The organism is Afifella marina DSM 2698 (assembly GCF_900102695.1).
Classification (GTDB): Bacteria; Pseudomonadota; Alphaproteobacteria; order Rhizobiales; family Afifellaceae; genus Afifella; species Afifella marina.
Window position 1 is genome coordinate 33,019 of sequence record NZ_FMVW01000008.1, and the last position, 25,076, is coordinate 58,094.

Consider the following 25,076-nt stretch of genomic DNA (forward strand, 5'->3'; position numbering starts at 1 on the left):
CCTTTCCGGTCTTCGGTATCTGCCATCGTCTTAGCCCCCCAAGACGGCTGTCACACTGTGTCGTATATCACTTCAAGCGACGGTTTCTCTTGGGCAGCTTTGCCGCACATGTCTTCCATGGTGGCAGGCTCCAAGACCACGTCGCGCCCGACCTCGTCGCTCTTGAAGAGACCGAGAAGGTCCTCCTGGCTGAGCGGATCGGGGCGCATCGGCGGTGCATCGGCGACGTTTTTCGCGAGCCCCTCAAACAGCGGAGCCCATTGCGTGCCGGGACGTCCGACGATCTGATAGGCGGCACTCTTGCGCCTGATGTCCTCATCCGCCGGGATGGCGGCAAGAACCGGGATGCCAACCTTTTCGGCAAAGGCGGCCGCCTCCCCTGTCCCGTCATCCTTGTTGATCACCATGCCGGCCACGCCGACATTGCCGCCGAGTTTGCGGAAGTAATCGACCGCGTTGCAGACGTTGTTGGCGACGTAGAGCGATTGCAGATCGTTGGAGCCGACAACAATGACCTTCTGGCACATGTCGCGGGCGATCGGCAGACCGAAGCCGCCGCAGACCACGTCGCCCAGAAAATCGAGCAGGACGTAGTCAAAACCCCAATCGTGGAAGCCGAGCTTTTCCAGAAGCTCAAAGCCATGGATGATTCCGCGACCGCCGCAGCCACGCCCGACTTCCGGACCACCCAGCTCCATGGCGAAGACGCCGTCGCGCTTGAAACAGACGTCGCCGATCTTCACCTCTTCGCCGGCTGCCTTCTTGACCGCCGACGTCTCGATGATCGTCGGACAGGCGCGCCCACCAAACAGCAGCGAGGTGGTGTCGCTCTTCGGGTCACAGCCAATCAGGAGGATCTTCTTCCCCTGTTGAGCCATCATGTACGATAGATTGGCGAGCGTGAAACTCTTGCCGATGCCGCCTTTGCCGTAAATGGCGATGATCTGAGTCTCGCGCGTCACGGGACCCGTCGCAACCGGATCAGGCTCGATCGCCGCCTCGTCCCGCAGATAGTCTTGCATTCCACGGCGGTTGAAGCCTGGTGCGTCGACGTCAAGGGTCATGCAGCTCTCCAATCCAGAATCATCTTGAGACAGGCGGCATCGCCAAATGCGGTTCGATAGGCGCCGTCGGCGTCCTGCGCCGGGCAGCGATGCGTGATCAAACCGTCGAGCGACAGGCGCCCCGTTTCCACCAACTCCTTGACCGCCACCAGATCCGGTTCGCGCCATTCGGCCGCGACGCGCAGTCGCGCCTCGCGCAGGAATGCCGGCGGGAAGGTGAAAGACAGCGGCGCAGAGTAGAAACCGGCGAGGACGATCTCGCCTCCTGGCGCAAGACGCGCAATCAGCCGATCCAAAATCGTCGAATCGCCGCTCACGTCATAGATCGCGCGATAATCCTGCCGAACATCCTTGTCAGGATCGATGGTGACGTAACCGAGCGCACCTTCCGCGCGTTCGGCGTTGCGCTCCCAGACAACGGGCGGCTCGGCATCGAGCGCCACGGTCACGCGCGCCAGAAGACGGCCGAGAACGCCGTGGCCGATGATCAGATCCGGCTTTCTCGCCCCTTCGGCCGCGATCGCGTGGTATGCGGTCGCGGCCAGAGCAAGCAACGTCCCCCGCTCGCCAAGATCTTCCTTGATGGTGATGGCCCGTGCCGCCGGCACGATCAGCCGCTTGGCGGCGCCACCGAAAAGACTGCGTACGTCGGCAAAGCTACGCGACCCCGGCACAAAGACCCGCTCGCCAATTCTGGCGCGAGCCCCCTCGCCTGCATCGCTCACCCGTCCGACGGATTCGTATCCGGGGACCAGCGGATATCCCATGCCCGGGAAGTCCGGCATCCGCCCCGACCAGAGCAAACGCTCCGTGCCCGTCGAGATGCCGCTCCACTCCACATCCACGACAACGTCGTCCGCGCCAGGCGTCACAAGCGCGACTTCCTTGAGAGCAAGATGCTCAGGCTGTTCCAGAACGACGGCGAGAGTGTTCAAACCGGCCTCTCCTAAATGTGTGTTCACGCTTCTGTTTTGGCGCGATTTATGGAGTGTAAGTCTAGCTTGACCCGCCAATACGTCAAGCTAGATTTACACAGTCGCCTCGTCACGGAAGGCGACCAAAGCGCGCGCCAAGACCGGGGTCGGCGTTCCAAGCTGCTGAGAACGCACAAAACCCGCCTCCCGCAACATCGCCTGAAGCTCGCCGACCGAGCGCGGCCGACCGCTGCCCATGGCGAGCAGATAGAAGCCGAAATAAGCCTCCGCAGCGGCATCCCGGCCCGGCACCGGGGCCATCGGTTCTGCGATCAACAGCATGCCGTCGCGGGGCAACGCGGCGTGCGCGGCACGCAAGAGCGTCATCACCGACGCGTCGTCGTGATCATGCAGGATGCGTACGAGCGAAATGACATCGGCACCAAGCGGCAGACGGTCGCGCAGGAAATCCCCACCGACGGCGGCGGCGCGCTGGCTCAACCCCGCCTGGGCGAAGCGCGCCTCGGCACGGGCGGCGACGCTCGGCAAGTCGAACAGGATCAGCTGAAGATCGGGAACCCGCTTCGCCACCTCCATCAGGAAAGTGCCATCGCCTCCACCGACATCGAGAAGACGCCGCCGGGTCGCGAGCGCGTTCGTCGCCAGCACCTCCTGGGCGACCATGGCCTGCGAGGCGCCCATCAAAGCGGTGTATTCATCAATCGCTTCCGCCGGCAGCGCGCGCGGATCTTCGGCCTCGGCATAGGCCCAGTATCGGGCAAGCCGCTTCTCTTGCGTCTCGCCCCTCAACAGGGCCACCGGATCGGCGAGATCGGCATAAAGATGCGCATGGTGCTCGACCATCGCGGCAACGCCCGGATTGTCGAGCATCGCAGCGCCGAGGGTTCCAAGGCCGTAGCGCGTCTCTCCGCGAACGGCGACGAGCCCCAAAGAGGCGGCAGCACGCAGAAGCCGCCGCGCCTCGTTTTCCTCCAGCTTCAGCCGTCTGGCGAGCGTTGCGAGATCCTGGGGCCCCTCGGAGAGAATCCGAAACAGGTCGAGTCGCACGCAGGCGAAAAGAACCTGCGAATAAACGAACCCCGCGCAGAGATCGAAGAGCGAACGCGCATTGTGCTGCGCGATGGGTCGCGTCAGGAGATTTCGCGAGGCCCGCTCGCGAAACTCCTTGTTCCCGACCAGACGATCACGCAGGGCGTAGATCCGGTCGAGTGCCGATGCGCGCAGTGTCGAGGCCTTCATCTTGCGGCAGACCCGGTTGCCCTCGATTTTTCCGCCGTGTCAGGCGGCGACGCGATCGGAGAGCTGTTTCGGTACGAGCCGCGTCGATTCCGACATCACGAGCGCCTTGAGCTCGTCGGACCCCTGACAATCCGGAATCGAGGCAACGGCACCCTTCACGAGATCACGCAGGCGCTCCATGGCACCAGCGAGACCGAGCTGAACGACCGCACTCGGCCGCCCCAAAGCGATGTCTCGTCCGACCGGCTTGCCGTTGTCTTCCTCAGCAGCGACGGCATCACCGATGTCATCGGCAACCTGATAGGCCTCCCCGAGGCGATCACCGAGCGCACGCCACGGCGCCGGGTCGGCACCCGCTGCGAGAGCACCAGCGGCGGTCGCGGCTACGAAGAGAGACCCCGTCTTCGCCCGCTGATAATCGGAGACAGAGACCCGCGGCTCGCTTTCCCACGCCTGACCGGCGATGATGCCGGACGGCATGCCAACAGAGCGGGCGAGCGTCAAAGTGAGACCGGCGAGCCGCTGAGGGGCGCAGGCCCCCGCCCGCGCCAGCGTCTCAAAAGCAAGCACGATGAGAGCGTCGCCGGCAAGAACCGCCAGCGGCTCGCCGAAGGCACGGTGGACCGACGGACGGCCGCGGCGCAATTCTGCATCGTCGAAGCAAGGAAGGTCGTCGTGAACGAGCGAAGCGCAATGGAAAAGCTCAATCGCGGCTGCCGCCGCATTCGAAAGATCGGGCGCATCGTCACCGCAGGCATGTGCAACGGCAAGACAAAGCCGCGGACGGATACGCGCCCCACCCGGAAATACGGAATAGCGCATCGCCTGCGCCAATTGTGGCGGGGCCCCTGGTGCTTCGGCATATGCCACAGCCATGTCGAGCGCCTGCTCGATGCGGACCAAGGCTTCCATAACGCCCCCCTTCGCGCTGTCTGTAAGTCCCCATTGTCACAGGGAGTGTCAATTACGATGGACAGATGCTAGCCTGAAGTCAACAAAGTCCTATAGGAGTAAATGTCGCGGTGCGCAGCGAGCGGGTGGTGATCGTCGGGTCCGGGATCGGGGGCCTTGTGGCGGCCCTCATCCTTTCTGCCAAAGGCTGCGCCGTGACGGTCGTGGATAAAGAAAACGCGCCTGGCGGCAAGATGCGAGAAGTCGCAGCCGGAGGCCGCCGGATCGACGCAGGTCCGACCGTGTTCACGATGCGTGGTCTGTTTGAGGAGATCGTTGCGGATGCCGGCGTCGATCTCGGCAATGCGCTCTCGCTCAAACCCCTATCGATCCTCGCGCGTCATGCCTGGAGCGCGGAGGAGCGTCTCGATCTCTTTGCCGACATCGACGAAAGCGCCGAGGCGATCTCAGCCTTTGCCGGCCCCGAAGAAGCACGCGGCTATCGCCGCTTTTGCGCGCGGGCCAGACGCATCTTCGAAACGCTCGACGAGCCGTTCATCCGCACACCGCGTCCGAGCGTCGAAAGTCTCGTGCGTGGCGTCGGCCTTTTCGGTTTGCCGGGGCTCATGCAGATCAGCCCGTTCACGACGATGTGGCGGGCACTCGGTGAGTACTTCAAAGATCCGCGCCTCAAACAGCTTTTCGGTCGCTATGCGACCTATTGCGGCTCCTCACCGTTTTCGTCGCCTGCCACGTTGATGCTCATCGCCCATGTCGAACAGGAGGGTGTGTGGCTGGTCGATGGCGGCATGCACGAAGTGGCGGAGACCTTCGCCCGCCTCGCAGAGGCCAAGGGCGCGCAGTTCCTTTATGGAGAGACGGTGACGGAAATTCTTTCCGATGGGGGCCAGGCAACAGGTGTGACGCTCGCCTCGGGTGAGCGCTTGGAAGCCGATGCCGTCATCTTCAACGGCGATGTCGCAGCGCTTGCGGCAGGGCTCGCCGGTGAGGCCTCTCGCCGCGCCGTCAGCCTCCCCGCCTCGGCCGAACGCTCCCTCTCCGCCATCACCTGGGCGATGACTGCGGAGGCCGCGGGCTTTCCCGTCATTCGTCATAACGTTTTCTTTTCAGACGATTACGAGAGCGAGTTCGACCGCATTTTCAAAGATGGGCGGCCGCCCACGGTTCCGACGGTCTATCTCTGCGCTCAAGATCGCGGCGACAATGCAGCCTCTGTTCCGGCTGGACCTGAGCGGCTGTTTTGCCTCATCAACGCACCAGCGCGCGGCGACAGCGCGCCCCTCACCGACAGCGAGATCGCGGCATGCGAGACACAGACGTTCCGACTCATGGAAAAATGCGGCCTCACGATCAAACACAGCGCAGAGGCGACAGTGATCACGGCGCCACAGGGATTCAACCAGCTTTTCCCGGCGACGGGGGGAGCCCTCTACGGGCAGGCGTCGCACGGATGGAAAGCGTCGTTCGAGAGGCCGGGGGCGCGAACGAAGCTGAAGGGGCTCTATCTGGCCGGGGGCAGCGTGCACCCGGGAGCGGGCGTTCCGATGGCAGCGCTGTCCGGCAAGATCGCCGCAACAAGCCTGATGGACGATTGTGCTTCGACACGACGGTCCCCCCGCGCGGCTATCGCTGGTGGTACGTCGATGCGCTGAGCGAGGACGGTCGGCAGGGTCTGACCATCATCGCCTTCATCGGCTCGGTCTTCTCGCCCTATTACGCCTGGGCGCGGGAGCGCGGCGAGACGGATCCCACAGATCATTGCGGATTGAACGTCGCGCTCTACGGCGAAGGCGGCAAGCGTTGGTCGCTCACCGAACGCGGACGCGGACGCCTGCAGCAGGGCCCCGACGCACTCGTCATCGGCCCGAGCGCGCTGTCCTGGGACGGGCGAACGCTCACCATTCGCATCGACGAGACCACGGTGCCAATCCCCACAAGCCTGAAGGGCACGGTGAAGATCACGCCTCATGCGATCACGCCCGGACCTTATCAGCTCGACGAGGCGGGCAAGCATTTCTGGTGGCCGATCGGACCGTGCGGTCATGCGGAGGTGGCGATGGAAAAGCCATCGCGCGCCTGGCAGGGCGAAGCGTATCTCGATTCCAATTGGGGCAGCGAGCCGTTGGAAGATGGTTTTTGCCAGTGGGACTGGTCGCGCTCCGCGCATCCCGAAGGCGCCGCGATCCTTTACGACATGCAGCGACGGCGCGGAGGCAACAAGACCCTGGCGCTTCTCTTCGACCGCGAGGGCAATGTCCGCGATTTCGACGTTCCCGCCCCCGCTCCCCTGCCTTCGACACTGTGGCGCGTTGCGCGCAGCACCCATTGCGAGGTCGGCAGCGAGGCGCGTGTGCTGGACACTTTCGAGGATACGCCCTTCTACACGCGCTCCCTCGTGGCGACGCATCTGGCAGGCGCTCCGGTCAAGGCCGTGCACGAAAGCCTGTCGCTTGACCGCTTCAAAACCAGATGGGTGAAGATGCTTCTGCCGTTCCGCATGCCGCGGTTGCGCTGAGCTTCAGCAGGGAAACAGCGCCGGCGACGAGCCTGTCGCCGACGCTCGCGATGCGCCTTAGCGCGGCCGACGGCTCTTCATTTTGTAGACGACAAAGACGATCGCCAGCGCGATCAGACCGCCGAGCGTCATCAACGTCAACGACGGCAACAATGCCATTTCACCCATTTTTCTCTCCCTGCTCTTCGTGAAGGTTTCCCCAAAGGCCTGACACACGCGGGAACAGCGGCCGATATCGCTCAGCGCGGCGGTCGCCGGTCGAGCGCCTGCTTGCTCTCTTCCTCAAGCTTTGCTTGCCTGTCCGCGCGCCGCACAGACACAATCTGCCAAATGCCGAAGACGAGGACGCCGCCGAAGAAAAAGATGAGTTCGGTCAAGACGATCGTTGTTGCATCCATGCTCTCCCCCCGGGGCAAAGATTGGCAGCCGCGGCTGCACTAGAGGCGAATTCGGCCTGCCGCTTCCCTCTCGTTGAGCTGGGCAAAGAGATCGATCACCCATTCGGCCTGCTTGCCGAACCCACGCCGCCGCACTGGCATGTCCCGGAACGGGTAGGCTGACGAGGCAGCGGCCGCTTCCACCAGGAAGCGCGTTTCCGGAAGCGGTGCGAACACCAGATGCTCCTGTGCCGATCGGCCGGCCGCGCAACACGCGAGGAGAAAAGCCTTACGAGAGGCAGGAACGACGGTGCGGCTCGACACCGAATCGAGCCCCCTGCGCTCAAGCTCACGTCCGATCTCGGCATAAAGATAACATGCGGCCCTGATGGCGGGACGGCATCGCCGCGGCAAGCGCGCGATGCCGCTCGCAGCACGCAGGTAAAGCACGTCGGCATAGTCGAGGAGCCGTTGGATGACGCTGCCGAGCTCGGGCGAGAATCTCGGATCTTCCAGCCAGAGATCAGGATCGATCCCGGCCTCACGCATCCACTCAAGCGGCAGATAGATGCGGCCTGCGCGCGCATCCTCGCCAACATCGCGGGCGATATTGGTGAGCTGCATTGCGACCCCGAGATCGCAGGCACGCGCCAGGACCGGATAATCGCATTCGCCCATCAGCACTGTCATCATCGCGCCGACTGTGCCGGCGACGCGTGCCGCATAAGCGTTGAGTTCGTCGATCGTCTCGTAACGGCGCCCCTCGACATCCCAAGCGAAACCATCGAGCAAGGCTTCCGGCAGGGCCCGAGGCAGGCCATAGCAAAGAACCATCTCGGCAAAAGCGCGATCCGCTGGAACGGCCGCCGGACGCGCCGCATAGGCCGCGTCGAGCCTGGCACGCAGACGGTCGAGCGCCTCCGCCTTGCCGTTGGAGAGATCCACGGCATCGTCGGAAAGGCGGCAGAAGCCATAAAGCGCATAAGCGGGGGCCCGCACCGCCGGGGGCAGAAGAAGCGATGCCGCAAAGAACGTGCGCGAGCCCGTGCGAATGAGCTCGCGACAGGCGGCGTGATCGGCAGGTGTGGCCAGGCGTTGCTCAGGCCAGTGCGGCAGCATCAGGAACGACCTCATCGAGAATACGGGCGGAAGAGAGAACGCCCGGCAGGCCGGCCCCAGGATGCGTACCTGCACCCACGAGATAAAGCCGGTCCACCTCTTCGCTCTTGTTGTGGGGACGGAACCAGGCGCTTTGCGTGAAAACGGGCTCCAGCCCGAAGGCGGCACCGTTGAGCGACAAAAGCCGGTTGCGGAAGTCGAGAGGCGTCGTCATGCGCGAACTGACGATATGAGATTTGAGATCCGGCAGGACCGTCTTGCTCAGATGGTCTTCGATCGTCTGGCGATAAGTCTCCGCCTCGCTGCGCCAATCGGTGTCACCACCGAGATGCGGGACCGGAGAGAGAACGTAGAATGTGTCACAGCCCTCTGGTGCGAGAGATGGATCGGTCGCCGTCGGCCGATGCAGATAGAGACTGAAATCAGGCGCGAGGCGCTTCTTCTCGAAAATATCGTGCAGCAATTCCCGGTAGCGCGGGCCGAGGAGGATCGTGTGATGCGCGACGTCTGGATAGGTGCGATCGGTGCCGAAATACCAGACGAAGAGGCTCATCGAATAGCGCGCACGATCGATCTTTTCGTTGGTCCAGCGACGCCGCTTCACGCTGCGCAAGAGCTTGCGATACGTGAAGGCCGAATCCGCATTGGAGACGACGACATCGGCGGCGATCGTCTCTCCCGAGGCGAGACGCACCCCACAGGCACGCCCATTCTCGACCAGGATCTCGTCGACCTCGGCATTGAGACGGATCTCGTTGCCCTGGTGCTCGACAAGGCCTGCCATCCCTTCGACCAGCGCGCCCGTTCCGCCCATGGCGAAATGCACCCCCCAATGCCGCTGCAGGAAGGTGATCATGGCGTAGATCGACGTGGTCCGGAAGGGATTGGCGCCGATGAAGAGCGGATGGAAGGACAGCGCGATGCGCAGGCGCTCGTCCTTCACATAGCGCGAGACGCAGGAATAAACGCTGCGGAAACTCTGCAGCCGCACGAAGTCCGGCAGCACCTTTGCCATATCGAGCAGGGAGCCGAAGGGCACATGCGCAAGCTGCTCGAACCCGACGCGGAAGATCGCCTCGCTCTCGGCCATGAAACGGTCGTAGCCGTCCACATCCTCCGGAGAGATGCGCGCCACTTCCTTGCGCATGACGTCGGGGTCGGAAAACTCTTCGAACGTCGTGCCATCGGCGAAGATCAGCCGATAGAACGGGCTCAATGACTTCAGCGTGATATCGTCGGAAAATTCACGGCCAGCGAGGCGCCACAGCTCCTCGAAGAGAAACGGCGCCGTGACGATGGTCGGCCCGGCATCAAAGGTGAAGCCGTCCTGTCGAAAGACGTAGGCGCGACCGCCCGGCTGATCGAGCTTCTCGAGAACCGTTACGCGGTATCCGCGAGCACCAAGACGGATGGCCGCAGCAAGACCGCCGAAGCCGCTGCCGATGACGATCGCATGCGGGCGACGCTCCGCCATCTCAGCGACCGGGATTGAAGCTGAAGCACGTGTCAACATAAACTGACATGTACACCTCAGAGGCCGTTTCGCGCAACGCGGCTCAAGCCATCACGGCCGCGACAATTCCGGCCCATCGCATCACCTCAAGCGTCAAAAACCCGCGTCTCTTCCTGGACTAGCCGGAAGATGAGATCCGCCATCTGCCTCGGCGCTTCCTCATGCGCGAGATGGCCGAGACCGCGGAGATACTCGACGCGGGCCGACGGCAGGATGTCTTTGACACGGAATGCGGTCGAGGGATCGATCGAACCATCCTCACCACCGGTAACGAGAACGAGTGGCGGCTTGAGCTTCGGGAGATCGCGCTCCAGCGGCCCGAGCTCCCAATTCGCCATCATGTTGATCGCCGCCCAGACATGCCCGGTGTTGCGGGCAAGCATCTCGTACCAGTCGATGTCCTGCTGGCTCAATTTCGAGCCCGTCCCGTCGATCAAGCGCTTGACGGCGTTCTCGTCCCGATCGGCGCTCCAGGAAAAAAAGCGCGCAGACAGAGACGTGCGCGCGAGGATTTTCGCCACAGGCGAGAAGAACTGCCCCGCCATTCCCGACAACGGCAGAATGGCCCCGTTGAGACTGATCAGAAGATCGGAATCCAAATGTCCGTCGAGATCCATACGCATCAGGATGGCCGCTCCCGCCGAGTGCCCGGCGACGATGGTCGGACGGACGGCAAGCGCATCGAGGAGGCCAGCGACTGCTTCGGCCATTCCCGGCATCGACAGACGATGAGCGGCGGGCGTCGAGGTGAAGCCATGTCCCGGCAGATCCATGGCCGTGACGGAGAACCGCTCGGCGAGAAGCGGAAGGATCGATCCCCAGGAATGAGTCGTTGCACCGGTGCCGTGGAGGAGGACGAGTGACGGCCCCTCCCCCATCTGCTGCACATGCCAGCGCAGCCCTGCCGCCTCGACGAAGCGGCTCGCGGCGCGGTTCGGCCAATTGCGGCCTTCCTTCTCCCAGTCGAGCTTCCTGGTCATTCGACGAATCGCCCTCGGCTCACACCACCACCCGCACTTTTCCTCGTCGCGCGTCGTGCGGACTATGCCGCTGCCGGCACATTCGAGGATACGGCACGCACCGCCTGCGAGAGGCCTTCGGCATCCGCATAGGGCAAAGGCAGATAGATCGCAGCCATTTCCCCTGCAAGCTTCTCCGCCTTCGGTTGCGGCCGTGGCGACGTATCCACGAGGACGGCGCGAAATCCAGCCAGACGAAAGGCCCTGGCAGAAGCCAAAGCATCCTCCTCGGCCTGGGGACGACCCGGCGCGCCATCACGCGCGATATTGGCGCGTCCGTCGGTCAAGAACACGACGCTCGGCGTCTGACCCTTGCGTTTGACGCTATCGGCAAGCGCCGCGGCCGCATCGATCGCCGTCGCGAGCGGCGTGCCGCCTCCGCCCGGCAGCCCCGCGAGGCTGCGCTTGGCGCGCGTCAAAGACCGCGTCGGCGGCAGGAGAAGCTCCGCCTCATGTCCGCGAAAGGCAATCAGCGCCACCTGGTCGCGGCGCACATAGCAATCAGCCAAGAGGAGCTCGACGGCACCCTTGGCCTCGGCGAGACGGTGCAAGGCTGCCGAGCCCGAGGCATCGACGACGAAGATGGTGGCCGTCTCCGACCGCTCCTTATGCCGCGAGATGCGGAAATCGTCGCGCCGGACTTCGACACGTGCCGGACGTTTGCCCGGTTCGAGCACCTCTCCGCGCGCCGTTCTGCGGATCGGCTGCCAGGGTGCGGCAGCACGCAACGTCTCCACGACATTGAGACGCATCCCGTCCCGCAAATCACCCTGTCGCGTGCCGATCGGCCGGCCGCGCGTCTTCGACTGTTTTTGCGCACCTGCCTTGCCGCCGGCAGAGGAGCCGCGGCTGTGGCGGTCGAGCCCCATCTTCAACATCGCAAGAAGGCCCGGAGGAATGGCGGCTTGCGCGGCTTCCAGGATCACATCGTCAAGCGGCTTGTCCTTGGCCTCCGATTCGTCCTTCTGCTCGGCTTCCTCCGGAGGTTCCTGCGGCTCGGGCGGTTGTTCCTCGGAGGATTCGTCCTCCGGACCCTCGATTTGCGGGATCATCGTCGCACGGGGCGCCAGAACGAGACGAGCGGCCGTCTGCAGATCCACCTCACCGACAAAATCCTCGCCGCACAAGGCGGCGTGCGCCTTGGCGGCCCGCGCAGCCAGCAGCGGCGCGCGCAGGGAGCCGATCCCAAGCGCCATCGCCGTCGTGCACAGCGCCTGCAGCGCCTCGTCTGAGAGCGAAACGGCGCTGTAGCGCGCAGCGGCGGCCGTCACCTCCTCCGCCGTCACGACAGAAGGCTCCAGGTCCCGTAAGGTGGCGCCGGAAAGATCGATATGAAAAGCGAGACGGTCCATGAGCGCGGCGGGCGGCCGCTCCTCTTGCGACAAGCCCTCGTCGAGGGCGACGACACCGAAGTGGCTCGGCGTCCGCAACGCCAAACCATCGCGTTCCAAAACGACTTCACCGGCATCGAGTGCGGCGACGAGATGGGCGGCCTTGTTCAGCTCCATGCGTTCCGCCATGGCGAGAACGACGACGCCGCCATCGGCTGCGGCGAGGATGCCACGCTCGGCCACCGGGCGCCCAGCGCGCAAGGTCGCCGTCAGATCGAGCCCGCCCAGAATACGGCTCTCGCTGGCATGCAACGGCACCCGGCGCATAGGAGCCTCATCGGGCAGAAGAGCGCGCAGGGTTTCAAGCCAGGCATCACGGCCCGGCCCCGCGAGAGAGCGTATCGCAGCACCGCCGAGCTGCGCCGGGGCAACGGCAAACAATGCCGCCGCAAGAAGCGCATCACCCCAAATCGGATCTTCTGCCGAGCGCTCGCTCATCACCGTTACACCCTTAAGCGCCGAAAAGCTCCTCGAGGGCGCGATCGACGCGCACGGAGGAACCGGAATCGTCGAGCGGGTTGCGCCGCAAGCGGTGTCGGAGTGCCGGTGGCGCCACCTGACGCAAATGCTTGTCGCCCACTTCCGAGTCGCCTTCGAAAGCCGCAAGAGCGCGAGCGGCCCGCATCAGTGTGAGCTCGCCCCGCAGACCGTCGGTGCCGAGCGCCATGCACAACTCGGCGGCACGCTCCAACGCCTTATCGGGCACGGACACGTCGCCAAGACGCTTGTGCGCCGCGGTCAGACGTGAACGCAGCTTGCCGTCTCGGCGCTTCCAGTGCTCGACGAACGCAGCGGGGTCGTGTTCATAGGTGTCGCGACGCCGGATCACGTCGATGCGGGTCGGCAGATCCGTCGGCGTCTTCACTTCGACGGAGAGACCGAAACGGTCGAGAAGCTGCGGGCGCAGCTCGCCTTCTTCCGGATTGCCGCTGCCAACGAGCACGAAACGGGCCGGATGGCGAACGCTCAAACCTTCGCGCTCGACGACGTTCTCTCCGGAGGCCGCCACATCCAGGAGAAGATCGACGAGGTGGTCCTCGAGAAGGTTCACTTCGTCGATATACAGAAAGCCGCGATGGGCACGGGCCAGAAGACCGGGCTCGAACGCCTTTTCGCCCTTCGTCAGAGCCAGCTCGAGATCGAGCGCCCCGACCACACGGTCCTCGGTCGCTCCGAGCGGCAGATCGATCACCGGAACCGGGACTTGCCGCGTCTTCAGATCGCCTTCCGCCGCCTTCTCCTTGCAGCTGTCGCAAAAAGCGCCTGGATTGGCGGGATCGCAGCCATAGGGGCAACCCACGACGACGCGCATCTTCGGCAGCAAAGCCGCCAATGCGCGCACGGCCGTCGACTTTCCGGTGCCACGATCACCAAAAACGAGGACACCGCCGATGGAAGGGTCGATCGCCGCCAGAAGCAGCGCGGTCTTCATTTCGTCCTGGCCGACGATGGCGGAGAAGGGAAACGGCATTGCCATGTTTGTTCAACCTTGCGGCTTGGGCCGATACGCGCCCGAAATATCAGCTTCGCAGCTCAACATCCGACAGGCAGGCGCCGGGCCGGACAACGACGGGCTGGCGCCGCAGCGCTCACCCAGGTTCATGAAAGGATTGAGACTTTTTCGAAAGAGAGACGCCAGATGAAACACCATCCTCACAAGCCAGGAACGCAAAATCAAGCTTTCCGCCAGCAAGGCTCAGGCATCGGCCAGAGCCTCTCGAAGAAGTCTCTGAGGCAGTTTGAAGTGAACTTTTTCTTCGATTCCGTCCAGGGTTTCTACATGAAGTGTGCGGAAAGTTCGCAGCCAGTTCAGCACCGCTTGTACGCTCGCTTCCGGCGCCGAAGCGCCGGCCGTGACGCCGAGCCGATCGACATGCCGAAGCCATGCCGGATCAAGCTCGTGCGGGGCCTCGATCAGATAGCTCGGGATACCCGACGCCTCTCCGAGTTCACGCAACCGGCTTGAATTGGAGCTGTTGGCGGAACCCACAACGACCAGCATCTCAATCTCGGCTGCAAGATCCAGCACTGCGGTCTGCCGGTTCTGCGTCGCATAACAGATGTTGCGCGTCTCCGGCCCGACGATTGATGGAAAGCGCGCCTTCAAAGCCGCGATGACATTGCGTGTGTCGAGCAGGCTCAAGGTCGTCTGAGTGATGTAGGCGACGCGCTCGGGGTCCGCGACATCGATCTCAGCCACCGCATCGGGCGTCGACAGGATATGGAGACGACCGTCGATCTGGCCGCGCGTGCCTTCCACCTCGGCATGACCGGCATGACCGATGAGCACCACGTCGTAGCCTTGCTTGGCATAGCGGCGACCTTCCCTTTGCACCCGCTGCACGAGCGGACAGGTCGCATCGACAACATCAAGCTTCTTTGCGGCGGCACGATCGGCCACTGCGCGAGACACACCATGCGCGCTGAAGACGGTGACGGAGCCGTCCGGAATCTCGTCTGTCTCCTCCACGAAGACAGCGCCGCGCTCTTTGAGCGTATCGACAACATGCTGATTGTGAACGATCTGGTGGCGCACATAGACCGGCGGACCATAAAGCGAGAGCGCGCGCTCCACGATCGTGATCGCACGTTCGACGCCCGCGCAGAAACCGCGTGGCTGGGCTAGGATCACCCTCAGAGACCGTCCTGTCGCCATGAGCCTCTTTATAGGCGATCTACACGGACGGCGTAATGTGTCACGGCGGTTTGACACTGTGACGGATTGCCGTCGTCCGGACCGCGGCTACGCCGGGCGATTAACTCCCCTTTATCTGAAAAGGTGGACAAAGCTTTTACTGCTTATCGGCAGGTTTGGCTCGGGGGAACCAAGAGGACAACGTCATGACGGCCGCCCAGATACAGGAGGCAATGTGCCCCTGCCCGGCCAATGAGCAAGAACGACTGCAGGAAGTTCTACATTACCGTTTTGCCGATGGTGGCTCGGAAAAGGCCCTCGACGAGATCTGCGGTCTTGCACACAGCCTGTTTGATGTTCCGCTTTCATTCGTCACGCTGGTAGACGCGAACGAGGAGGTCATCCTCGCAAGCTGTGGTGCCGGTGATCGCCCAATCCCCCGTGGCGACGCGATCTCCAGCTGGGCCGTGTTGTCCGATGACGTTCTCGTCGTCGAAGACGCCCTGCAGGACGCGCGGTTCCACGGCAACGAATGGGTACAGCGGCGTCATCTGCGGTTTTATGCGGGAGCGCCTCTTATCGTACGCCCCGGCGTCGCCTTGGGTACGCTCTGCCTCATCGACACCCGGCCGCGTCACTTTTCGGCGAGCGAAAGAGAGCGACTCGCGATGCTCGCCGCTCTCGCCATGAACGAATTGTCGCGCAGGCGCACGATCATCGATCTGCGCCGCCAAAAGAGGCTCCTGGCCCAGGCCACCCGCCTGACCAAAGTCGGCAGCTGGAAACTCGATGTGCGCAACGACAGTCTGACCTGGTCGGAGGAGATGTACCGCATCTTCGAGCTCGATCGCCGGGTCAACCCAACGCGCGAATTCTTCAAGCAGACGCTCTCGAGCGCGAGCGACACAGATGCACAGCAGGCCGTGACGGCCCTGGTTCAGGCAGGCAAACGCTTCGACCGTGAAGTCGAGATCACGACGGCAAAAGGCCATCGCCGCTGGATCAGGTGCCTTGCCGAAGCCGAGTGGAGCGAAGGCAGGGTCGCGCATGTGATCGGCAGCGTGCAGGACGTGACCGAGCAACACCAGCACAACGCAGAGATCGAGCGGCTGGCTTTCCGCGACGGCCTGACGGGACTTCCCAACCGGGCCCTGTTTCATGAGCGCTTGTCGGGCGCCATCGCGCATGCGCGGCAAACACGGACGAGCGTCGGGCTCATCATGCTCGATCTCGATCACTTCAAGACGGTCAACGACACGCTCGGCCACGACGCCGGTGACCTGCTTCTGTGTCTGATTGCCGAACGTCTCCAGCGCGTTTTTGGGGAAAACAACACGGTCGCCCGCCTCGGCGGCGACGAATTCGCCATCATCATGCCCGACATCAAAACGGCCGCCGATATCCACAAAGCCGTCGAGCGGGTGATGGAATTGCTTCGCCACCCCGTCGAACATGACGGACGCAACTTCTCCATTACCGCCAGCGCCGGAGCGGCGATGTGTCCCCTGCATCATGAGAATCCGACGGATCTCTTGAAGAACGCCGACATCGCGCTTTTCCGGGCGAAGCTCACAGGACGCAATCGCCTGATCGGTTTCCAACCCTGGATGCGGCTTGCCGTGGAGCGCAAGGCAGAGCTCGTACAGGATGTGCGCAGCAGCCTCACGGAGAATCATTTTAGGCTCTTCTATCAGCCGACCGTCAGTCTCGCGGCCCCCTGTCAGGTGACGGGACTTGAGGCTCTGATGCGGTGGGAGCATCCCAGCAAAGGCCTTCTCACACCCGCAGCCTTCATGGCCGCATTCGAAGATACGGAATGCGGCCATCACCTCGGTGAGCTCGCTTTCGACAGCGCCATCTTGCAAATGCGACGATGGCTCGATGAGGGCGTCGAATTCGGCCGTGTTGCGATCAATCTCTCATCGGCACAGTTCCGCACCGGCAATCTCACCGAAGTGATTCTGGACAAGCTCGCGGCGGCGGGCGTGCCCCCCTCCCGTCTCGTCCTCGAGGTGACGGAAAACACCTATATGGGGTGGAGTGCCGAAATGGTCGGGGACGCTCTGCGCGCCCTGCATATTGCCGGCATCCAGATCGCGCTCGACGATTTCGGAACGGGCTACGCCTCGCTCACCCACCTCAATCAGTTTCCGATCGACCGCCTGAAGATCGACAAGTCGTTTCTGCGTGGCACCCGTGACGGGGCCATCGTCCACGCCATCGTCACGCTTGGCGCACGCCTCGGAATGAAAGTGGTCGCAGAGGGCGTGGAGGACGCAGAGCAGCTGGCGATCTTGAGGGAGATGAAGTGCGACGAAGCACAGGGCTACTACTTCGCACGTCCGATGCCAGCCGACGACGTGCCCACGTTCCTCGCCGAGTTTCAAACCCGCTCAGATGGCGACATCCTGACAGTCCCCACAAATCCGCAGGCTCTGGCCCAGGTTGAGGAAACGCAGCAGCCGACATGCGCCTGAAGCATCCTGACGGTTTCAGGTATCGGAGGCCGTTTCTTCCATATTGATCTCGCGCAGAATCGCCTCACCGTGCTCGTTGAGCCGCGGAGAGCCCGATTGGGCCGCGAGTGGCGCCCCATCGAAGAGGATCGGGGTGCGCAGCCCAGGAAGGGTGAAAGCGCCGCCCGCCATCTCGGCTTCTATCACCATGCCGCGCTCGCGCAGTTGCGGGTCGGCAAAAACCTCCGACAATGTGTTGATCGGACCCGCAGGAATTGCCGAGGCCTCAAGACGTTGAAGGAGATCCGTCCGCGGCCAGGATGCGAGTTTCGGACAAAGAAGCCCCAGGAGCTCGGGCCGGTTTGCGACCCGTGCGGCATTGTCGGCGAAACGCGGATCGTCAGCCCATTCCTCATTGCCGAGAATGCGGCAAAGACCACGAAACTGCCGATCGTTTCCGACCGCGATGATCAGATGGCCGTCGCTGACGGCGAACACCTGGTAGGGGACGATATTGGGATGCGCGTTTCCGGCACGTTGAGGGTTGTTGCCGGTCACGAGGTAGTTCATCGCCTGGTTGGCGAGGACGCCCGTCATGGAATCGAACAGCGCCATATCGATGTGCGTCCCCTCGCCGCTCGCTTCACGCGAACGCAAGGCCGCCTGGATCGCAATGACGGAATAAAGGCCGGTGAAGATGTCGGCAAAAGCGACACCCATCTTCATCGGTTCGCCATCCGGCTCGCCCGTCAGAGACATGATCCCCGACATGCCCTGGATCATCACGTCATAGCCGGCGCGGGACGCATAAGGACCGGTCTGGCCGAAGCCGGTGATGGAACAGACGATGAGATGGGGGAAATCACGGCGGAGCGTCGCCGCGTCGAGACCATATTTCTTCAAGCCGCCCAGTTTGAAGTTCTCGACGAGCACATCCGCCTCGGCGCAAAGCCGTCGCACGATCTCCTGCCCTTTGGGCGTGGCGATATCGACCCCGATCGACCGCTTGCCCCGATTGCAGGCGTGAAAATAGGCGGCCCCCTCCGATCCCCCCTCCGGGTTGACGACGAAGGGCGGACCCCAGCGCCGCGTATCGTCGCCCTGGCTCGGCTCCTCGATCTTGATCACGTCCGCACCAAGATCGGCGAGAACCTGACCAGCGAAGGGCCCAGCCAGAATGCGGGCGAGCTCAATGACTTTGACGCCCTCAAGCGGCTTATTCATTTTCGACCCCGAGCCTCAGATCAAAAGAAAGCCTGAATACCCGTCTGGGCACGGCCGAGGATCAGCGCGTGGATGTCGTGCGTGCCCTCATAGGTGTTGACGGTCTCGAGGTTCTGCGCGTGGCGCATGACGTGGTATTCTTCCTGGATCCCGTTGCCGCCATGCATGTCGCGAGCCACACGGGCGATATCGAGAGCCTTGCCGCAATTGTTGCGCTTGATGAGCGAGATCATCTCAGGCGCCATCTTGCCCTCGTCGAAGAGCCGGCCGACGCGCAAGGCCGCCTGCAGGCCTAGAGCGATCTCCGTCTGCATGTCGGCCAGTTTCTTCTGAACCAGCTGAGTGGCGGCGAGCGGCCTGCCAAACTGATTCCGCTCCAAGGCGTAACTCCTTGCACGGAACCAACAATCCTCGGCAGCGCCCATAACGCCCCAGGCGATTCCATAGCGCGCGCGGTTGAGGCAACCGAACGGACCTTTCAGCCCCGACACGTTGGGCAGGAGATTCTCTTCCGGCACCACGACACCGTCCATGACGATCTCGCCGGTGATCGAGGCACGCAGGGACAGCTTGCCGCCGATTTTGGGTGCAGAAAGACCCGGCATGCCCTTCTCGAGAATGAAACCGCGGATCGCGCCGTCATGCTCCGCCGATTTTGCCCACACCACGAAGACGTCGGCGAGCGGAGCATTCGAGATCCAGGTCTTGGAGCCGGTGAGACGATAGCCGTCGCTCACCTTTTCCGCCCGCGTCTTCATTCCGGCCGGATCGGAGCCGGCATCCGGTTCGGTCAGACCGAAGCAGCCGATCCATTCGCCGCTCGCCAGCTTCGGCAGATATTTCTGCCGCTGCGCTTCATCGCCATAGGCGTAGATCGGATGCATGACGAGCGAGGATTGAACGCTCATCATGGAGCGGTATCCGGAATCGACGCGCTCGACTTCACGCGCCACGAGGCCGTAGGCGACGTAGGAGGCATCCGCGCAGCCATACTCTTCCGGGATGGTAATCCCGAGAAGGCCGAGCTCGCCCATTTCCGCAAAGATTTCCGGCTCGGTTCTTTCCTTGGCGTAGGCTTCGAGAATCCGCGGTGCGAGCTTCTCTTGCGCGTAATCGTGCGCCGTATCGCGGATCAGCCGCTCTTCTTCGCTCAGCTGATCTTCGAGGAAAAAAGGATCCGCCCAATCAAAGGCGGAGTGTGAATCGGTCTTCTTAACGTGTTGATCCATTACCTGCTCGCCACCGTCGCCCCTACCGGGGGCGCACTCCGTCCAAAAATATCCGAATGCAGCGGCGCAGATAGTCCTTGCGGTCATCGCCACCGCCCAATTCGGGGTCTCCCGGCGCCTTGAAGACGATGGCACCGAAGATCATGTCCATCAAAATCTTCCCAGCACTCATTGCGTCATCAATATCGATACGCCCGAGTTCACGCTGCTTGTCAAACCATTCGCCCAGCAAAGCCCGCGATCTCTCTCCGCCGCGTTGACGCGCCAATTCGTGCAACTCCGGATAATGCCGTGATTCCACCATCACGAAACGCAAGAGAGCGATGCGCTCACGATCGGCTTCTTCCGAAATGTCGATGCGGAAAATGGCTTCGAGAGCGTCCTGAAGCGACATCTTCTCGTAATCGCCCGGGAGCGCCAGCATGGTCTCTCGATGGGCGTCGATGATGGCGGCAAAAAGCTCCGTCTTGCTGGGGAAAAGCCGGTAAAGCGTGCGCTTCGAAATCCGGCACCGCGCCGCCACCTCATCCATCGTCGTGCGTGCATAGCCGCTCTCCTGGAACAGCTCGCGTGCCTTCTGGAGGATGATCGCGCTTTGCGCTTCATCCGACATGACTTTGGGACGACCACGTCCCCGAGGAGCCTCAGAGCCCCCCTCAGCCTTGCCGAGATTTAATGTTTCTTCGTCTTTTGAAGAGGCTACGGAATGCATGTCGGTCACCTGAGCGGCTTGACAGAGCGCCAGGGACACTTATAGGTACGATTGCGTTTTATATTAATGGGCACAGCTGCTCCCTCCTAATCCTTACGCTGTAGCGCCCCCCGGTCTCAACATGGCTCAAGACAGTCCTTTTCCCAAATATGGTTATCGCGGAAATAACGCCTCAGGTAAACGGCGAAATGCGCGAATGATTTTCTGCAGCCCTTCGTCAGCTGCTCATCGCAGGGATATCTTTCCTTCCGCTGCGGCGACGGGCGCCTCCGAAACTCGGCGCTGGGGGACCACTTCCGGCCCCCCTAATTCGCCCCATACCAGCCGCCTGGCTGCGCTCTACGGCAGATTGCGTCCGTTCTGTCCGAACGTCGTTGTGGGTGCCTTTGCGGCGACCTTGCTGCTCAGCGCCTGCAACCCGTCTGAGGAACAGAAAACAGCGCCGGCACAGAGCAGTTCTCCGCAAGTGAGCGTGATTGTTCTCCACCCGGGATCGACCACCATCACGGCTGAGCTTCCTGGGCGTGTGGCCGCTTCCCTGGTCGCGGAAGTACGACCACAGGTTGGCGGTATCATCCGCGCACGTGGCTTCGACGAAGGAAGCGAAGTCAAAGAAGGCGACGTTCTCTATGAGATCGACAGCGCCTCTTATAAGGCAACCTACGACGTGGCGGCTGCAGCACTCCAGAAAGCCGAAGCGAAGGTCCCAAGCGCAAAGGCCAAGGTCGAGCGCTATGAAGGTCTCGTGGCCCAGAACGCCGTTTCCAAGCAGGATGTCGACGATGCTCGTTCAGACCTCTTGCAAGCGCAGGCCGATGTCGCATCAGCGAAGGCCGATCTCGAATCCGCCCGCATCAACCTCGATCATACTAAGGTCAAAGCGCCGATTTCGGGCCGTATCAGCGCCTCGGCGGTCACCGTCGGTGCGCTCGTCACCGCAGATCAAGAGACGGCTTTGACGACGATCCGTACGCTCGACCCGATCAATATCGATGTCACGCAATCGAGCACGAACCTCCTCAGATTGAGACGCGCCGTCGAAGAAGGGCGCATCAAGACCTCGGGCAAGAACGTGGCGGTCAAGCTGAAGCTCGACGATGGCAGCACCTACGCTCAAGACGGAACGCTCGAGTTCATGGAATCGGTGATCGACGAGACCACCGGCACTTTCACGGTGCGCGCGGTCTTTCCAAATCCCGATCGATTGCTGCTGCCGGGCATGTATGTGCGCGGCATCCTCGAAGAAGGCGTGTCGGAGGGAAGTTTTCTTGTCCCGCAGCGCGCCGTCACCCACAACCCGGATGGCGAGGCGGTGGCGTTTTTCGTCGAGGCCGACGGCAAGGTGGATCAGCGCGTGTTGAGCGTACAGCGCAGCGTCGGCAGCAATTGGCTCGTGGATGGCGGCGTTTCGGACGGCGACCGGCTCATCGTGGAGGGCGCGCAATCCGTCAAGGATGGTGACAGCGTGCGCGCCACAGAAGTCAGCATCGACGAAGAGACTGGCGAAGTTCAGGCTCTTTCGAAGACGCCCCCCGAAAAAGCCAGCCTCTCCAACGAACGCGCTCAGAAGGGCTGACCTACACCCATGTCGCGCTTCTTCATCGAACGGCCGGTTTTCGCGGCTGTCATCGCGCTCGTCGTGATGCTGGGCGGCCTGCTCGCCCTCACCACCCTGCCCATTTCGCAATATCCGCAGATCTCTCCGACGACGGTGCAGATCCGGGCCAACTATCCCGGCGCCGATGCGGAGACGGTCGAGAATTCGGTGACCAAGGTCATCGAGCAGGGCATGACCGGCATCGATTATCTCGACTACATGACGTCGTCGTCGACATCGACCGGCTCCGCCTCCATCCAGCTCACCTTTACCAATCAAGCGGATCCCGACGTCGCGCAGATGCAGGTGCAGAACAAGCTGCAGCTTGTGGAATCGCAACTGCCCCAGGCCGTCGTCAACAATGGCGTGACGGTCACCAAGTCGACGCAGAGCTTCTTGATGGTCGTCGGATTTGTGTCGACCGACGGCTCGCAGACGACCACGGACCTCGCCGATTACGTTCAATCGACGTTGAACGACCCTTTGAGCCGCCTCGGCGGCGTCGGCTCGACCCGCCTTTTCGGCTCGGGCTACGCCATGCGCGTCTGGCTCGACCCTGCCAAGCTGCAGAAATACTCGTTGATGCCGAGCGACGTGACGGCGGCAATCCAGGCCCAGAACACGCAGGTGTCCGCCGGCCAGCTCGGCGCCGAACCGCAGGTCCAGGGACAGGCGCTCAACGTCACCCTCACCGCCAAGAGCCGCCTTCAGACCGTCGAGCAATTCGAGAACATCATCCTGAAGAGCGCGACCGGCGGATCGATCGTGCGGCTCAACGACGTGGCGCGCGTCGAAATCGGCTCGGAGAGTTACGACACGAGCTCACGCTACAACGGCAAACCCGCCGCCGGTCTCGCGATCTATCTCGCCACCGGTGCCAACGCCATCTCCACGGCGGCAGAGGTTCGCGATGTGCTCGACGCGAACGCCGGCACGCTGCCGCGGGGTGTCGAGATCGTCTATCCTTACGACACGACCCCCTTCGTCGAACTCTCCATCGAAGAGGTGGTGAAGACGCTGTTTGAGGCCATCGTCCTCGTCTTCATCGTCATGTTCGTCTTCCTGCAGAACATCCGCGCGACACTCATTCCGACGATCGCCGTGCCGGTCGTTCTGCTCGGCACTTTCGCCATGCTCTCCTTCGCCGGCTATTCCATCAACACCCTCACCATGTTCGCCATGGTGCTGGCCATCGGCCTTCTCGTCGACGACGCCATCGTGGTGGTGGAGAATGTCGAGCGTGTGATGGACGAAGAAGGCTTGCCGCCCAAGGAGGCGACGATCAAGTCGATGGGCGAGATCCAGGGCGCGCTGATCGGCATCGCGACGGTGCTGTCCGCCGTTTTCGTGCCGATGGCGTTCTTCTCCGGCTCGGTCGGCATCATCTATCGCCAGTTTTCCGTGACCATCGTCACCGCGATGATCCTCTCGGTCGCCGTCGCGCTGATCCTGACCCCGGCCCTGTGCGCGACGCTGCTCAAGCCCGTGAAGGAAGGACACAAGCAGAAAGGCGTCTTCGGCCTCTTCAACCGCTCTTTCGAACGCTTGACCAACGGGTACCGCTCAGGTGTCAGCGGTATCATCAAGCGTTCGTTTCGCTTCCTTGTCGTCTTCCTCGTCATCGCGGGGGCGACCGGATATCTCTTCACAAAGCTGCCGAGCTCCTTCCTGCCAGACGAGGATCAGGGCATCCTGATCGCCAGCGTGCAGCTTCCTGCCGGCGCGACCCAGGAGCGAACGTGGCGCGTGATGCGTCAGGTGCAGGATTACTTCCTCGACGATGAGACGGACAACGTCGCCGGCGTGATGACGGAGGTCGGGTTCGGCTTCGGCGGCCAGGGCCAGAATGTCGGTCTCGCCTTTATTCGCCTCAGCGATTTCGAGAAACGTACGAGCGAAGCTGCGAGCGCGCAGGCGATCGCCGGACGAGCGATGGGCGCACTGTCGGGAATCAAGGACGGTCGCGTCTTCGTGCTCAACCCGCCTGCCCTGCCTGGCTTCGGCGCGACGGGCGGATTCGATTTCTATCTGCAGGACCTCAACAACGCCGGCCACGAGGCCCTCAAAGGGGCGCGCAACCAGCTGCTCGGGTTGGCGGCACAGAGCCCAGTCCTGAGCGGCACCCGTCCAAATGGCCAGGAAGACACCTCCCAATACCACATCGACATCGATCAGGAGAAAGCGAGCGCCTATTCCCTCGCCCTCTCCGACATCGACAGCACCCTCTCGGTCTCGTGGGGCAGCAAATACGTCAACGACTTCATCAACAAGGGACGCGTGAAACCCGTCTATGTGCAGGGCGACTCCTCTTTCCGCATGCAGCCGGAAGACATCGAGCAATGGTATGTGCGCAATTCGGACGCCAAGATGGTGCCGTTCTCGGCGTTTGCCACCGGGACCTGGACCTATGGCTCGCCGCGCCTTGAGCGCTTCAACGGCCTGCCGGCTATGGAAATCCAGGGCTCGGCGGGTGCGGGCTACAGCTCCGGCCAGGCGATGGAGAAGGTCGAGGAGTTGATTTCCCAACTCCCCGCAGGCTTCGGACACGAATGGACGGGCTTGTCCTATCAGGAGCGCATCGCCGGCAACCAGGCCGCTTCCCTTTATGCGATATCGGTCCTTGTCGTGTTCCTGGCGCTCGCGGCGCTTTACGAGAGCTGGACGATCCCGATCGCCGTGATCCTCACCGTGCCGATCGGCATTCTGGGAGCGCTCGTCGCGTCGCTCTATTTCGGCCAATCCAATGACGTGTATTTCAAGGTCGGGCTGCTGACGACCATCGGCCTCGCGGCGAAGAACGCCATTCTGATCGTCGAATTCGCGCTGGAGTGGCAGAAACAGGGCAAAGACCTGGTGGAAGCGACACTCGAAGCGTGTCGGCAGAGATTGCGGCCGATCCTGATGACGTCGCTCGCCTTCATCCTCGGCGTTCTGCCGCTCGCCATTGCCGATGGCGCCGGGTCCGGCAGTCAGAATGCCGTCGGCATCGGCGTCATGGGCGGCATGATCGCTTCGACGACCCTGGGCGTGTTTTTTGCACCTCTCTTATTCGTTGCGGTGCGTCGTCTGTTCTCCAAGCGACGCAATTCGCAGGCTTCCTCAGCCGACACCATCCCCGCCCCAGCTTCACAGGCTTAGG

Annotated in this window: 19 protein-coding genes; 5 read left to right on the top strand and 14 right to left on the bottom strand. The window is 62.7% G+C overall.

All coding sequences use genetic code 11. The annotated features are described in order from the left end of the window. Positions 1–50 precede the first annotated feature (50 nt). The 4 genes from BLP76_RS14810 to BLP76_RS14825 form a co-directional block, all read right to left on the bottom strand. On the bottom strand, positions 51–1,064 hold the full coding sequence (locus BLP76_RS14810) for a chlorophyllide a reductase iron protein subunit X (protein WP_244514604.1): 1,014 nt from the start codon (positions 1,062–1,064) through the stop codon (positions 51–53). Further along, positions 1,061–1,999, bottom strand: coding sequence for a chlorophyll synthesis pathway protein BchC (gene bchC, locus BLP76_RS14815; protein ID WP_092815002.1), 939 nt, complete (start codon positions 1,997–1,999; stop codon positions 1,061–1,063). The genes BLP76_RS14810 and bchC overlap by 4 nt, the downstream gene beginning before the upstream one ends. A gap of 93 nt (positions 2,000–2,092) precedes the next feature. Continuing rightward, entirely contained in the window at positions 2,093–3,238 is a 1,146-nt protein-coding gene (locus BLP76_RS14820) for a methyltransferase (protein ID WP_092815005.1), read from the bottom strand. A 39-nt stretch (positions 3,239–3,277) separates the two neighbouring features. Continuing rightward, positions 3,278–4,150: a polyprenyl synthetase family protein gene (locus tag BLP76_RS14825; RefSeq protein WP_092815008.1), complete on the bottom strand. Its 873-nt coding sequence runs from the start codon at positions 4,148–4,150 to the stop codon at positions 3,278–3,280. Positions 4,151–4,260: 110 nt separating this feature from the next. Here BLP76_RS14825 and crtD point away from each other — a divergent pair, with 110 nt between their 5' ends. Both crtD and BLP76_RS14835 read left to right on the top strand, forming a co-directional pair. After that, positions 4,261–5,802: a 1-hydroxycarotenoid 3,4-desaturase CrtD gene (gene crtD / locus BLP76_RS14830; protein WP_092815011.1), complete on the top strand. Its 1,542-nt coding sequence runs from the start codon at positions 4,261–4,263 to the stop codon at positions 5,800–5,802. Beyond that, positions 5,742–6,665, top strand: a complete 924-nt coding sequence (locus tag BLP76_RS14835; protein WP_092815014.1) for a carotenoid 1,2-hydratase — start codon at positions 5,742–5,744, stop codon at positions 6,663–6,665. Before crtD ends, BLP76_RS14835 begins: the two co-directional genes overlap by 61 nt. Before the next feature lie 239 nt (positions 6,666–6,904). Here the strand turns inward: BLP76_RS14835 and BLP76_RS18830 are convergent, their stop codons facing one another. The 7 genes from BLP76_RS18830 to ispH all read right to left on the bottom strand — a co-directional run bounded on the left by BLP76_RS18830 (position 6,905) and on the right by ispH (position 14,740). Then, positions 6,905–7,063: a hypothetical protein gene (locus BLP76_RS18830; protein WP_164879672.1), complete on the bottom strand. Its 159-nt coding sequence runs from the start codon at positions 7,061–7,063 to the stop codon at positions 6,905–6,907. 39 nt (positions 7,064–7,102) lie between these two features. Beyond that, positions 7,103–8,161: a phytoene/squalene synthase family protein gene (locus BLP76_RS14840; protein ID WP_092815017.1), complete on the bottom strand. Its 1,059-nt coding sequence runs from the start codon at positions 8,159–8,161 to the stop codon at positions 7,103–7,105. Continuing rightward, entirely contained in the window at positions 8,142–9,635 is a 1,494-nt protein-coding gene (locus tag BLP76_RS14845; RefSeq protein ID WP_092815368.1) for a phytoene desaturase, read from the bottom strand. Before BLP76_RS14845 ends, BLP76_RS14840 begins: the two co-directional genes overlap by 20 nt. 125 nt (positions 9,636–9,760) lie before the next feature. Then, positions 9,761–10,654, bottom strand: a complete 894-nt coding sequence (gene bchO, locus BLP76_RS14850; protein WP_092815020.1) for an alpha/beta fold hydrolase BchO — start codon at positions 10,652–10,654, stop codon at positions 9,761–9,763. 62 nt (positions 10,655–10,716) lie between these two features. After that, positions 10,717–12,522 (bottom strand): magnesium chelatase subunit D, encoded by a 1,806-nt coding sequence (locus BLP76_RS14855; protein ID WP_092815023.1) that lies wholly within the window; start codon positions 12,520–12,522, stop codon positions 10,717–10,719. Between the two features lie 13 nt (positions 12,523–12,535). Then, positions 12,536–13,561 carry a magnesium chelatase ATPase subunit I gene (gene bchI, locus BLP76_RS14860; protein ID WP_092815026.1) on the bottom strand — a complete coding sequence of 342 codons (1,026 nt, stop codon included), beginning with the start codon at positions 13,559–13,561 and terminating at the stop codon, positions 12,536–12,538. A 219-nt stretch (positions 13,562–13,780) separates the two neighbouring features. Continuing rightward, positions 13,781–14,740, bottom strand: coding sequence for a 4-hydroxy-3-methylbut-2-enyl diphosphate reductase (ispH, locus tag BLP76_RS14865; RefSeq protein ID WP_092815029.1), 960 nt, complete (start codon positions 14,738–14,740; stop codon positions 13,781–13,783). Between the two features lie 212 nt (positions 14,741–14,952). On the opposite strand from ispH, the gene BLP76_RS14870 reads away from it, so the two are divergent. Further along, on the top strand, positions 14,953–17,196 hold the full coding sequence (locus tag BLP76_RS14870) for a putative bifunctional diguanylate cyclase/phosphodiesterase (RefSeq protein ID WP_170130520.1): 2,244 nt from the start codon (positions 14,953–14,955) through the stop codon (positions 17,194–17,196). Positions 17,197–17,211: 15 nt separating this feature from the next. Here BLP76_RS14870 and BLP76_RS14875 read toward each other — a convergent pair whose 3' ends face one another. From BLP76_RS14875 to BLP76_RS14885, 3 genes are read right to left on the bottom strand one after another with little or no spacing between them, the layout of a single operon-like run. Further along, positions 17,212–18,399, bottom strand: a complete 1,188-nt coding sequence (locus tag BLP76_RS14875; protein WP_092815035.1) for a CaiB/BaiF CoA transferase family protein — start codon at positions 18,397–18,399, stop codon at positions 17,212–17,214. Positions 18,400–18,419: 20 nt separating this feature from the next. Then, complete coding sequence (locus BLP76_RS14880) at positions 18,420–19,628, bottom strand: acyl-CoA dehydrogenase (RefSeq protein ID WP_092815038.1); 1,209 nt, start codon at positions 19,626–19,628, stop codon at positions 18,420–18,422. Positions 19,629–19,650: 22 nt separating this feature from the next. Then, the gene (locus tag BLP76_RS14885; RefSeq protein ID WP_244514605.1) at positions 19,651–20,241 is read right to left on the bottom strand and encodes a TetR/AcrR family transcriptional regulator; all 591 of its coding nucleotides are present in this window, start codon (positions 20,239–20,241) and stop codon (positions 19,651–19,653) included. A gap of 565 nt (positions 20,242–20,806) precedes the next feature. On the opposite strand from BLP76_RS14885, the gene BLP76_RS14890 reads away from it, so the two are divergent. After that, on the top strand, positions 20,807–21,916 hold the full coding sequence (locus BLP76_RS14890) for an efflux RND transporter periplasmic adaptor subunit (RefSeq protein ID WP_478209578.1): 1,110 nt from the start codon (positions 20,807–20,809) through the stop codon (positions 21,914–21,916). Positions 21,917–21,925: 9 nt separating this feature from the next. Further along, positions 21,926–25,075, top strand: coding sequence for an efflux RND transporter permease subunit (locus BLP76_RS14895; protein WP_092815044.1), 3,150 nt, complete (start codon positions 21,926–21,928; stop codon positions 25,073–25,075). Position 25,076: the final 1 nt, after the last annotated feature.

Coding starts and splice junctions, on each gene's coding strand:
- BLP76_RS14820 (WP_092815005.1), bottom strand. CDS start 3,238: ATGAAGGCCTCGACACTGCGCGCATCGGCACTCGACCGGATCTACGCC.
- BLP76_RS14840 (WP_092815017.1), bottom strand. CDS start 8,161: ATGCTGCCGCACTGGCCTGAGCAACGCCTGGCCACACCTGCCGATCAC.
- BLP76_RS14845 (WP_092815368.1), bottom strand. CDS start 9,635: ATGGCGGAGCGTCGCCCGCATGCGATCGTCATCGGCAGCGGCTTCGGC.
- BLP76_RS14870 (WP_170130520.1), top strand. CDS start 14,953: ATGTGCCCCTGCCCGGCCAATGAGCAAGAACGACTGCAGGAAGTTCTA.
- BLP76_RS14895 (WP_092815044.1), top strand. CDS start 21,926: ATGTCGCGCTTCTTCATCGAACGGCCGGTTTTCGCGGCTGTCATCGCG.
- BLP76_RS18830 (WP_164879672.1), bottom strand. CDS start 7,063: ATGGATGCAACAACGATCGTCTTGACCGAACTCATCTTTTTCTTCGGC.
- BLP76_RS14880 (WP_092815038.1), bottom strand. CDS start 19,628: ATGGATCAACACGTTAAGAAGACCGATTCACACTCCGCCTTTGATTGG.
- ispH (WP_092815029.1), bottom strand. CDS start 14,740: ATGGCGACAGGACGGTCTCTGAGGGTGATCCTAGCCCAGCCACGCGGT.
- BLP76_RS14825 (WP_092815008.1), bottom strand. CDS start 4,150: ATGGAAGCCTTGGTCCGCATCGAGCAGGCGCTCGACATGGCTGTGGCA.
- BLP76_RS14855 (WP_092815023.1), bottom strand. CDS start 12,522: ATGAGCGAGCGCTCGGCAGAAGATCCGATTTGGGGTGATGCGCTTCTT.
- BLP76_RS14885 (WP_244514605.1), bottom strand. CDS start 20,241: ATGTCGGATGAAGCGCAAAGCGCGATCATCCTCCAGAAGGCACGCGAG.
- bchO (WP_092815020.1), bottom strand. CDS start 10,654: ATGACCAGGAAGCTCGACTGGGAGAAGGAAGGCCGCAATTGGCCGAAC.
- bchI (WP_092815026.1), bottom strand. CDS start 13,561: ATGGCAATGCCGTTTCCCTTCTCCGCCATCGTCGGCCAGGACGAAATG.
- BLP76_RS14810 (WP_244514604.1), bottom strand. CDS start 1,064: ATGACCCTTGACGTCGACGCACCAGGCTTCAACCGCCGTGGAATGCAA.
- BLP76_RS14875 (WP_092815035.1), bottom strand. CDS start 18,399: ATGAATAAGCCGCTTGAGGGCGTCAAAGTCATTGAGCTCGCCCGCATT.